This window comes from Bradyrhizobium sp. INPA03-11B (assembly GCF_040446015.1).
In the GTDB taxonomy this organism is placed as follows: domain Bacteria; phylum Pseudomonadota; class Alphaproteobacteria; order Rhizobiales; family Xanthobacteraceae; genus Bradyrhizobium; species Bradyrhizobium macuxiense_A.
The window spans coordinates 1-11,593 of record NZ_JASGSR010000184.1 but is presented as its reverse complement, the minus strand read 5'-3'; the positions used below and the strand labels follow the sequence as shown (position 1 = coordinate 11,593).

The 11,593-nt window shown below is 58.2% G+C and carries 9 protein-coding genes; all 9 read left to right on the top strand.

The genetic code is table 11. The annotated features are described in order from the left end of the window. Positions 1-1,137, top strand: a 1,137-nt coding sequence (locus QMZ05_RS38460) for a LysR family transcriptional regulator (RefSeq protein ID WP_353705500.1), incomplete at its 5' end; no start/stop codon positions are given. Positions 1,138-2,761: 1,624 nt separating this feature from the next. After that, a complete protein-coding gene (locus QMZ05_RS38455; protein WP_353705499.1) occupies positions 2,762-3,106 on the top strand; it encodes a hypothetical protein in 345 nt (114 codons plus the stop codon). A 908-nt stretch (positions 3,107-4,014) separates the two neighbouring features. Continuing rightward, positions 4,015-5,484, top strand: coding sequence for a biotin carboxylase N-terminal domain-containing protein (locus QMZ05_RS38450; RefSeq protein ID WP_353705498.1), 1,470 nt, complete (start codon positions 4,015-4,017; stop codon positions 5,482-5,484). Position 5,485: 1 nt separating this feature from the next. Continuing rightward, on the top strand, positions 5,486-5,989 hold the full coding sequence (locus QMZ05_RS38445) for a biotin/lipoyl-containing protein (protein WP_353705497.1): 504 nt from the start codon (positions 5,486-5,488) through the stop codon (positions 5,987-5,989). 1 nt (position 5,990) lies between these two features. After that, positions 5,991-7,598: a carboxyl transferase domain-containing protein gene (locus QMZ05_RS38440; RefSeq protein ID WP_353705496.1), complete on the top strand. Its 1,608-nt coding sequence runs from the start codon at positions 5,991-5,993 to the stop codon at positions 7,596-7,598. A gap of 915 nt (positions 7,599-8,513) precedes the next feature. Further along, a complete protein-coding gene (gene trpD / locus QMZ05_RS38435; protein ID WP_353705495.1) occupies positions 8,514-9,539 on the top strand; it encodes an anthranilate phosphoribosyltransferase in 1,026 nt (341 codons plus the stop codon). Between the two features lie 3 nt (positions 9,540-9,542). Beyond that, positions 9,543-10,358: an indole-3-glycerol phosphate synthase TrpC gene (gene trpC, locus QMZ05_RS38430; protein WP_353705494.1), complete on the top strand. Its 816-nt coding sequence runs from the start codon at positions 9,543-9,545 to the stop codon at positions 10,356-10,358. Positions 10,359-10,746: 388 nt separating this feature from the next. Continuing rightward, positions 10,747-10,938 (top strand): hypothetical protein, encoded by a 192-nt coding sequence (locus tag QMZ05_RS38425; RefSeq protein ID WP_353705493.1) that lies wholly within the window; start codon positions 10,747-10,749, stop codon positions 10,936-10,938. Between the two features lie 395 nt (positions 10,939-11,333). Beyond that, the coding region (locus tag QMZ05_RS38420) for a flavin reductase family protein (protein ID WP_353705492.1) at positions 11,334-11,593 on the top strand (260 nt) is incomplete at its 3' end.

Below are 11,593 nucleotides of genomic sequence, written 5' to 3'. Positions count from 1 at the left end.
GCATACACCCAGCTCAAATTGACAACCGGAAGAATAATTCCGAACGGATGCAAGCTTGGTTGGTCCTATTCGGACGAAATGAAGCACTATGATCCAACGGGCGGATTGAAGATGCGATGTGTACGTTGCGTACATATCTTTTTCTGTCAGCAGCCACTCTACCCGAAATCTGGTCGTGCTTTGTTGGCCCCGTATGATACTGAGGCTGCAACTTTAGAGCTGATACAGTTCGTCTTCACGTTGCGCGAAATAATGCTCCGAGCACTGAACATTCCAATTGAAGCAATCCGCACTATTGTAGCCGTAGCCGAGATGGGCAGCTTGTCGAAAGCCGCAACCAAGCTCGGACTTAGTCAGCCCGCCGTCAGCGCTCAAGTTAAGCGATTACAGGGGCTTGTTGGCGGGCAACTGTTCGTCAAAACCGCGAATGGCACCACCTTCACCGACCTGGGCGAACTTGCCCTCCAGCAGGCACGGATAATACTCAACGCGAACGACCAGATGCTCAGGCTTGGAGGTGATGAGAATGCATCCGTGCATCGCGTTGGCCTAAGCAGTCTTTTTGCTCAAAGGCTTTTCGAGCGCGCCGGGAGGAGCGCTTTTTCGGATCTGTCTATACATGTCGATCAATCTGGTGCCATCCGCAAGGGTTTGATCGAGGGCTACATAGATGTAGCCTTCATTTTCGCTCCTCATGTCGATGCTGAACTTGCAAAAATCGTACGTGAACAGCGAGCATTTCCGGCTATCTGGGTTCGCTCGCGCGACTTTGTTCTCAGTCCCGGCGCTCCTATCCCAATAATAACGCTTCCTGGCCAGGATTGGATGACTGGACCGTTAGACAGGATGGGATCGGCTTACAAGGTCGTTCTTCACACCTCTGACTACTTGGTGAGGCTGACGGCCGTACGTCTTGGCATCGGTTTGACCGCACTGCCATCCTTCTCCCTGCCCGACGACTTGATTGAATCGCCCGACTACTATTTGCCTCAATTGTCTGATCTCCGAGCTGTGATATGTGCGAGGCCAGGACTGCGAGGTGACGTTGCGACCAGACTTGTAAAGCGGATCAAAGAAATCTTTGACGACCACATCCTCGACCCACCAGGTAAATGCGGATTGAGTAAGGGACTCTGAGATCGTCGATGACCGGGTGCATCATGGCAGCTGGCGGGCAACAACGAGCAAGAGCAATGCCCTCGGTGCAGGAGGCGGCGCCAAGACTACCCGGGCTTCATCGGAACGCCGGTGCGAAGTCTGCAACGGCACGCAACGCACCGGGCAGGCTTCAATACTGCTGCTAAGGTCGGCCAAACTGCTCACAGAGGAAACCTCTCGGCTAAGCCAAGAAGCCAGAGGGCCTGCCGTGGCCAACCGACCAATGTTCCGGCATCAGCTCGTGCAGGCGCTCAACCGCAATGACAATTTCACCATCTACAAGGCCTCGGTAACGGGCTCCGCCTTCTGCTCCGCCTTGGGCTACCGCACCGCCGCGTTCCGGCGAGTACCTCTAGCCGGCCCAGCTTGGATTTGCGTGCAGTCTCTGCGTTCGACAAGTGTAAGCTGAGCAGCTTTGCGCTCGGAGATCGCAGCACCTAGCACCAAGCGGTGACGTCCAAGCGAAACCTACCGTTGTCCACGGCTGAGAAGATGGAAACCCGACGCACCTTGCTGGGGACAATGTGCGCCGGGTCGGTTGGAGCGTTGGTGCGACACAACACTGTCTCGATAACTCGCTGCAGCGGATCGCCTCAGCGCTCCCTGGCTTTCAAGCAAGTATGATGCCTGGCTAAAGCTGCCAATCTTTCTCGCCTGATCGAGCGGCAGCCCGATCGGATTCCGACGGCGGGCGCCAATTCGTTGCGTATCACCGGAACTCCGATCTCAGACCGAACCAACAGGTCCCAGCCAAGCGATTGACAAGAGCGCTTGCCGGCGAGCTGCATTCAAGAAGCAACGAGCATTAGAAGTGTTGACTAGACTCTGGCTCGCCGTCGCTGCCGCTCGATTGCCACTCTTGGGCACGTCGAGCTAGCTTGTCGTATTCCTCGGCAATCTTCAGAAGCCTATCTCTTGACTTGCCGCATGCTAAGGATTCAGCTTTGGTTCGCGTTGCTTCCGCGCGACTTCGCCAGTGGTTGGCATCGTAGAGTTTGCTTTTCAAGTTCATGGCGTCAGCATGCAATCCATAGATCAAAGGAATGCGACACGCGCTCTCCGTATATGTACGTAACTCGTCCTCCGCGAAACGATCACGCTGCCAATTGTTTCGCACGCTCCTGATATCGCTTTGCTGTCATCGGCTACCAACAGTCGATGCAGAGCGCGCAGACCAGCGGACACGACATGCAGGCCTCGCGACGCTTCAAATCCGTCTCTTTCTGGCCCAGACGCTGATCACAAAGCGACAGTTAGCGCTTCCGTTCTCCGAAGAAGAAGAGTAGCGCCTCAGCGACGCCTGAATTGATTGCAGCAGATCAAACGAGTATTCCGCCCCCCCCGCACGAGTAAGTCCACGATGCTTGCGCTGCCGCAAATCACGCGTGCTTATGGCTCCATCAACGTGAGTGGAGCTCTTCAGTGAGGTAAGACATTGCCTTGTATTCGTGCGCCTGCGCCCGGATCTGCAAGCTCGATATATTCACAGGCCCCTTCAACGAGGGACTTGAATCGTACGTAGCGTGAGATTGTACGATCCTCGACAAGTGAGGAATACCTCGGACACACGAGAAGCTTCCTGACAGGTAGTGGGGAATTGCAGATGTCTCAAAGTTCCAAGCTTGCGTCGCGACAATCAGTTGCGATTTTCAACCCTTCTACCGAACTGGGACTGCCCCGCGCACTGGATAACATGACCGTCAAGTCGCCACTGAAAGACGACGATCGCGTCACACTCGAGGTGCGCCGTTCTTTCCTCAGCGCCTCCGGGCCTGCAATGACGGATGGAACACGTTGCATTGCAGATGGCACGCGCAGCTCTTCAAAAGAGCTGGATAGTCGGCCAGAGTCCTTTTCCGACCATGGTTCGGACGCATCGCTCCTCGATGGTTTGCTATTCTCGGCCGCATACGGTCTCGGCGAGACATCTAACGTCGTCCGCTTTTGATCGCTTCACCGCTGCTACGCCTCCCACAAGTATTCATTCCGCGTCGGCGGCTACGGGCTCATCGGCCGATTGCCCGACTACGGACTCCCGGCCGGAGGCTGCGGGCATGTCACAACCTAGGCCAGCCTCGAGATATCAAGCAATGGGAACACCAACTGCACAGTCATTGGAAGCTAGCAGCTCAATTGCCGCTCAGTCCAGCTGCAGTCTTGCAGGACGCTCGCGTAGTGCGGTCTGGTTTTAACAACGGCTCATGCTGACATTGTCGCAAAGAGATCACTAACGCAGCCTGTTGTTGAGTTAGCAGATACGAAGGGCGCTTCTGCGGCCTTGATCCTTCGGTTCCGACCCGCTTCCGGTAGACGGGTCATATCGCACCCTGCGCAGGAACAACAACACCCGGATAACAGAACGCCACGAAGAGGATATTATGAATCAAACGCAACGAGCACATTGGGTTTCACTCTTCCAGGTCTACCAGCTTGCAACCGTTTTCGTTGTTGCGACGACGGTTCTATGCTCCGGGCGGGCGCTTGCGCGCGACCAATCTCCTACAAACGAGGAAAAAGAAGCCTGCATGGACGACGTGTTTCGCTTGTGTAGTGGCCACATACCTGATCGCGCCGCGATCACCGCCTGTCTCAGAGCCAAGCAGGCGAGTTTGAGCAAGCAATGTCGGTACGTAATATCGGTCCGGGATAGTGACAAAGGCAAATCCGATCTGAAATAGCACAGCCACCTGTTCCTCAATCGGTAGGGGCTGGGGCCTATTCCCTGGCGCGAACCGCAGAGCGGCAACGGCGGATCTCGCATGCCAGCGGGTGAGCCAGAGGAGGCAGTCGAGAGGCGCAAGAAACCGATGGCCACTCACGGAACACCTTCTTCAGGTGTTGTTCGGACGGAAGCAAATGCACACACTACCCTTTGATACAGTTCTAGTCGCCAACAGGGGCGAGATAGCTGCACGAATCATCAAGACACTGCGCAAGCTTGGGCTTCGTTCTGCAGTTGTCTACCACGAGGTCGATGCGCACACTCCAGCCATCTCCATGGCGGATACTGCGATTGAGATCAGCGGTCGCTCACCCATCGCAGCCTATCTGGACGCCGCGCAACTGATCGCTGTCGCGCACAAGGCTCGCGCTGGCGCGCTGCATCCGGGTTACGGATTTCTCTCCGAGAATGCGGAGTTCGCCAGGGCTGTAAGGAAAGCTGGCATTACATTCATCGGGCCGGCACCCGAAACTATAGAACTAATGGGCGACAAGATCCGGGCCCGCAAATTCGTTCAGTGCAACGGCTTTCCGGTCGCGCCATCGGCGGTCGACGAAGATGACCCTGAGGAGTTCGTTGTTAGGGCGCGGGCTATTGGAGCCCCTTTGCTTGTGAAACCATCAGGGGGCGGTGGCGGCAAGGGCATGCGGATTGTGCGCGACCTTGATTCTTTGGAAGACGCGATTGAGCAGGCGCGTCGTGAAGGTCAGCGGTATTTTGGGGATAGCCGCGTTTACGTCGAACGATATATCGAAAAGCCGCGCCATATCGAGGTGCAGGTGCTCGGCGACTCCTTCGGAAACGTCGTCCACCTCTTTGAGCGGGAGTGCTCGGTGCAACGCCGCTTCCAAAAGATCATTGAGGAGACGCCCTCGCCAGCACTGTCACCCCAATTGCGAAAGCGGATCTGCGAGACTGCCGTTGGCATCGCCCGTGCCGCCAACTATCAAAATGCCGGCACCGTGGAGTTTATTTTCGGCGCGGGAGAGTTCTACTTTCTCGAGATGAACGCTCGCCTACAGGTTGAGCATCCGGTGACCGAGATGGTTACTGGCGTCGATCTTGTTGCCGAACAGGTCTATGCCGCCGCCGGCCGATCGCTTGGATTTTCGCAGTCAGATATCGCCTCGAATGGGCATGCAATCGAGATCAGACTGTACGCGGAAGCTCCCGAACGCGGATACGCTCCGACGACCGGGAAAGTCCTTCTTCTCGAGTACCCCAATGGCGTACGGATCGACAGCGGCATCTTGCAAGGCCAGCAGATCACGACGGCGTTCGATCCCATGCTCGCCAAGATCATCGCGCACGCGCCAACGCGGATAGAGTCAGCGCTAAAGGCGCATCGCGCGATCCGGGAGATGGTTCTGCTCGGCTGCGAGACAAACGCAAGCTTACTCGCGCGCATACTCGCCGACGAGGCATTCCTCGGAGGAGAGATCCATACCGGATATCTTGAGGAACACCCGCAGATGGCAGCGGACAATTTTGCTTTCGGCTTATCCGCATTTCTCGCTTCAGCCGCTCTTCTGACGAGGCCAGTTCGCGAATCGGCCGACGCCGTGTCCCCACTTCACGCGGCGCTGGGCCGCTGGAGGAATTGACGTGTATCACTCCTTCGAAGTTGATGGTGTAGATCATCAAGTATGGCTTTCAGCGTCCCATGACGGCTACCGTCTCCACCTGCGCGACCAAGTGATTGCCCCGGTCGGGTTCGCTCACCATAGCAATAGTAGCGGCATCTTGACCATTGCCGGGGAGAGCGAACCGGTCCGGTTCGTCATCGACGGCGACATGATTCACGTGCACATCCGTGGCAGGACGCGCACTTTACGCTATCGCGATCCGTTGCAAACGCTGACTTCCGTGAGTCAAGAACCAAGCTCCCTAGTGGCCCGCGCACCAATGCCGGGCGTGGTCGTCACGACCACGGTCTCGCCCGGCCAATCAGTCACCGCTGGCATGGCGCTTATGATGATTGAGAGCATGAAGCTGGAGACCATTATACGCTCTCCGCAGGATGGCGTGGTCGACCGAATTCACTTCAAAGAAGGCGAGAGCTTCGAGCGAGACGCCCCGCTGGTCACGCTTTCGAAGGAAGGACGTTGACATGCAGCGGATCACTTCTGTGGTGGACGTCAACTCGCAGGAATTTCGTCACAACGAGCTCCATAACAGACAGCTTGCGGCCGAATTGAAGGAACGACAACGTGCTGCTCGATTCCACCGACCCGAGCGAGAACTGGAGCGACTGCGTCGCCAGAACAAGCTGTTTGTTCGTGACCGGATCGAGGCCTTGCTCGACCCTGAAACTCCGTTCCTCGAGCTTTCGACCTTGGCCGCTAACAAGGCGTACGATGGTGAGGTTCCTGGTGCAGCACAGGTCGTCGGCATCGGCATCGTCGCGGGTCGCGAGGTGATTGTTCACGCGGATGACGCTAGTGTAAAGAGCGGCGCATGGTATCCGCTCTCTGTTAAGAAGATCGTGCGGGCGTTGGACATAGCGATCGAGAACCGTCTGCCGGTCGTTCATCTGTGCGACTGTGCGGGTGGCTTCCTACCTTTGCAAGCGGAGTTCTTCGCGGATCGCTACTACGCGGGTCGAATCCTCCGTAATCAATCCATTCTCTCCAAGATGGGAGTCCCGCAAGTCGCAATTGCGATGGGCCATTGCACGGCTGGCGGCGCCTACGTCCCTGCACTTAGCGAATACAACATAGTTGTAGAAGGCACCGGAGCGATTTTTCTCGGCGGTCCACCGGTCGTGAAAGCTGCCACCGGCGAAAATGTGTCGGTCGAAGAGCTTGGCGGCGCAAATATGCATACCAGCGTATCAGGCACGAGCGACTATTTCGCAAGCTCCGAGATGCATGCGATTGCGATCGCCCGAGACATCGTCGCTCGCTTCCATCGTCCCGAGAAGACCTGGATCGACCGAGCCGCTCCGGAGCCGCCATCTTACGATGAGTCTGAGCTGTACGGTATCATTCCCAAAGATACCCGAGTGCAGTTCGATATGCGCGAGATCATCGCTCGCCTTGTCGATGGCAGCCGATTCCACGAATACCAACAGCGCTATGGCACGTCTCTGGTGTGCGGCTTTGCCCGGCTTCATGGATATCAAATCGGGGTTCTTGCGAACAACGGTGTGCTGTTCGGCGACAGTGCGCTCAAAGGTGCCCATTTTATTCAGTTGTGCGACAAGAACCAGACGCCCCTTCTTTTCCTGCAGAACGTCACGGGATTCATGGTCGGCCGCGAATACGAGCGGCAAGGCATCACCAAGCATGGCGCCAAGCTGATCATGGCCGTCTCCAGTGCATCGGTGCCCAAGTTCACCGTCGTTTGCAACGGCTCTCATGGCGCAGGAACTTACGCTATGGCGGGACGCGCTTTTGATCCTCGCTTTGTCTTCAGCTGGCCGCAGTCTGCGATTTCAGCGATGGGCGCCGAGCAAGCCGCCGGCGTGCTCACTCACGTCAAGGCGAGACAATTGGCCCGCGATGGTGGCCGCTTGTCCGATATGGAATTGGCAACCATACGCGAGCCGATTCTCGAGGAGTATCGGGAACGATCGAGCGCTTACTATGCAACTTCCGAAATCTGGGACGACGGCATTCTTGATCCCGTCGACACCAGAAGCGCCCTCGCAATCGCGCTGAGTGCTTCGCTAAGCGCTCCGATCGCAGCGCCGGATTACGGCGTCTTCCGAATGTAGGGGCAGGACCCAACACGTCATGTGGATCCGTCCTCCGCTACCTGACAACTCCCGCCATCCGCTTGGACGACGCTACGCGAACGTCGGTGCCGGATCTGCCGCATTATCAACCGCGTTGCCAAAATTGCCTCGCCGTTTTGTCAAGCTTGCAGGTTTGGACTGCTGGCACTGGTGATGCTGCAAAGCAGCCTTGGTTGGTCGCTGCCGGATAGATAGCGACGCATCGATAGCCAGCATGACCAGGACGCGGCCAACTGTTCATCGCCCTCCACGCTGTTACTCTCCTCACGTTGAATTGTTTTCAACTTCCTTTGGCCGGGTCGGATTTCAAAGTGCTCCCGCATCGATTCTCGCAAGGCAGCGCGATGAGATTGGCATTGCGTCGCCCCGCCCGAGTTGGGTTGATGAGCGAATCGATCACGCTTGTCGGACCGAATGGAATGGGGGCTTGAATCTCACGTAACGTCAAGTTGTAGGCTTGCAAAGCAAACCCAGGATCAGGCCAAGGGTTCACGGCGGGGCGGCTACGCCAGGGGGACGGTTGCTCCGCTGCAATGCAGATATGGATGACGCCCGTTCGGCTCGATGTCCGAGCCTGGATCTTGGACGATTTCATGGTGAGCCTGCAGTCCGACAAGGAGTGCCCCTGAGGATCAGGACAAGGCGAAGGCGGGTCCGCTCAGGCCTCGCGGAGGTTGAGGATGAACATGGCTGAAGACGCGATGAAGTTGCCGTATGTACTCGCGAACAAAAACGTCCCCGAGACGAGAAGCAAGTTTTGAAACTGGCGGCAGCGGCGCGGATGCAAGGTTATCAGCTGTCGTAGAGGCGAACGCGTTGTATATCGGCCTGCGATCTCACCGATCCGCCCGCCTCGGCTGAGATTGTCAACGAAAGGGAGCGCTATAGCGCACGATGGACGTCCTTAGATCGATCATTGGCAAAGTCGCTACCGGCGCAACGCTGACCCGCGACGAAACCGCTATTGCCTTCGACAGCATGATGTCGGGGCAGGCGACGCCCTCGCAGATCGGCGGGCTGTTGATGGCGATGCGGGTGCGTGGCGAAACGGTAGAAGAAGTCACCGGCGCGGCTTCCGCGATGCGGAGCAGAATGCTGCGCGTGAGTGCGCCACCCGACCCTGTTGACATTGTCGGTACGGGCGGCGACGCCTCGAGCTCAGTCAACGTATCGACGTGCGCGTCCTTCATCGTTGCCGGCGCAGGCGTTCCCGTGGCCAAGCATGGCAACCGCGCGGTATCCTCGCGATCAGGCGCCGCGGACGTCTTGGCCTGTCTCGGCGTGAAGATTGACCTCAAACCTGAGGACGTTAGTCGTTGTGTGCACGAAGCCGGCATCGGTTTCATGTTTGCGCCAACTCATCATCCGGCGATGCAGCGCGTCGGCCGGATCCGAGCCGCGCTTGGAGCCCGCACCATCTTCAATCTCATCGGACCGCTCTCCAATCCCGCCGGCGTCAAGCGGCAGATCGTCGGAGTGTTTTCACGCCAATGGGTGCAGCCCTTGGCGCAAGCGTTGAAGAACCTTGATGCCGAGTCGGTGTGGGTGGTGCATGGCTCGGATGGGCTCGATGAGATCACCCTCACCGGGCCCACCTTCGTTGCCGCACTTGAGGCGGGTACGATCCGCACGTTCGAAGTGACGCCGGAAGAAGCTGGGTTGCCTCGTTGCGGCGCCGAGGCGCTGAAGGGCGGCAATGCCGACGCCAATGCAGTGGCACTGCAAAACGTGCTCGACGGCGCGCCAGGCCCGTACCGCGATGTCGCGCTTGTAAATGCGGCCGCGGCATTAATTGTGGCCGGCCGGGCGACAACCTTCAAAGAGGGCGTCATGCTTGGGCAGAAATCGCTCGATAGCGGCGCCGCGGCGGCGCGATTGGCGCACCTCATCGCAGTCTCCAACGCTCGACCGCCGAGTTGACCGATGTCCGACATTCTGACCAAGATCGAAACCTACAAGCGCAAGGAAATTGCGGCTGCTAAGCGCGCGTTGCCGCTGCCGGACGTCGAGGCGCTCGCGCGTCTTGCGCCGCCTCCACGCGGCTTCGTCGGCGCGATCCGCGCTAGACACGCCGCGCGTGAGTACGCCCTGATTGCTGAGATCAAGAGGGCCTCCCCCTCCAAGGGCTGCATTCGCGCCGACTTCGACGTCCCCTCGCTTGCGAACGCCTATGAGGCGGGGGGCGCGGCCTGCCTCTCGGTCCTGACGGACACGCCGTCCTTCCAGGGACATCTCGACTTCATGGTGGCGGCGCGCGCGCAGACGGCCCTTCCGGTGCTGCGGAAGGATTTTATGTTCGATACCTATCAGGTTGTCGAGGCGCGCGCCCATGGCGCCGACTGCATCCTGATCATCATGGCCGCGCTAGATGATGGCGCTGCCCGCGAGATCGAGGCTGCCGCCCTGACCCATGGCATGGACGTGCTGGTCGAAGTCCATGACGGCGCAGAACTCGAGCGTGCCCTCACCCTTCGCTCGCCGATGATCGGCATCAACAACCGCAATTTGCGCACGTTCGAGACCACGCTCGCAACCAGCGAGGCACTGGCTCCGCTCATTCCGAAGGACCGTCTGATTGTCGGCGAAAGCGGCATCCTCGGGCCCAACGATCTCGTCAGGCTTTCGCGCGTTGGCATATCCACCTTCCTGATCGGCGAGAGCCTGATGAGACAAGCCGATGTGACCGCGGCGAGCCAACTGCTGCTGCGCGCAACAGCGATTGGGAGCGGATGGCAGTGATGACTGGAAAAGCCACTCAAAGAGGCTGGATTGGCTTCGAATTCTTCTCATCGCAAACGGCATCAAGGTGCCGCGGCAGTTCGATAGGCAACTCAGAACTTGGTAGCTCACAGCAGCCAATCAGGCCAGCCCTGAGGAGCCACTCGCTTTCATTCCACCCGCGGGCTCCAATCGATACGCGCAGAAGATGGCGGCGCTGTATGCCTCATCGCACCGCCCCTTCCGGGGCGCAGCGACGAGCTTGGCGCATTAGGCGAAGCTTTAGTGGCAACGGACCACTGCCAGCTCGCAATACCCGGTACGAAGCTCTCCGCCGACTCACCAATACGCTATTGGCGAGATCAAGGTTCTCGGCATCATGCGCGCTGCGCGTCAAAGGAGACAATCAATGACGCCCTCACCAATGATGGAAGTGTTCGATTCAATCGCACAGATCGAACACATTGTTCGGAAATTTCGAGAACTGATCGACACAGACGCATCGATCCCGCCGGAGCTGCGCGGTGTGCTGCACGCGACGCTCGATCACCATCTTTTCGCTGCTAAAAAGCGCGTTCTCAACGTTGTCAGAACGCAATAGAGGCGCTGATGCCCTACAACAGGAAGATGCGGAATCCGCTCGCCACTACGGAAATCGACGTCAGTCGGCATCCGGGCGCCTACCGACCTCGTTCAGGCAACCCGTACCGATCGCGACCTCGGGTTCTCGAAGCGCCTTACCGCAAGAGTTTCGCTGCAACGAGCCGAAATGGCCAGGTCCTTGAGGCTGCGGCCGTCGAGCGCAGTTCGGTGCAATGCGGCGAGCCGTTCCGGGCCTTCTAGGTTCACCTTCGCGATGCAAGGGATCGTCGCGCCGAGCTGCACTCGGCCCATCGTTGGTGGCATCGAACAACAGGCATGAGAAGCCAGATTATAAACAGAGCAATGTGCGCATAGCGATGCGCCGGAAGCCGCGTACCACTCTATAGGCAGGTTATGAACTCCCAGTTTCCGTTCGACATGTGCGACATCCCATCCATCCAGGCGACAGAGTTCCGTCAGGCCATGCGAAACTTGGCGAATGGCGTCGCAATTGTGACGACCGGAAAGACCGTCTGCCGACGTGGGCTGACGGTCAGTTCTGTGACCTCAATGTGCATTGACCCGCCCTGCCTGCTGGTCGCCATCAATTCCAGATCTGAGGCTCATGACGCGATACTCGCCTCCAGAAGTTTTGGAGTGAGTCTTCTCCGGGG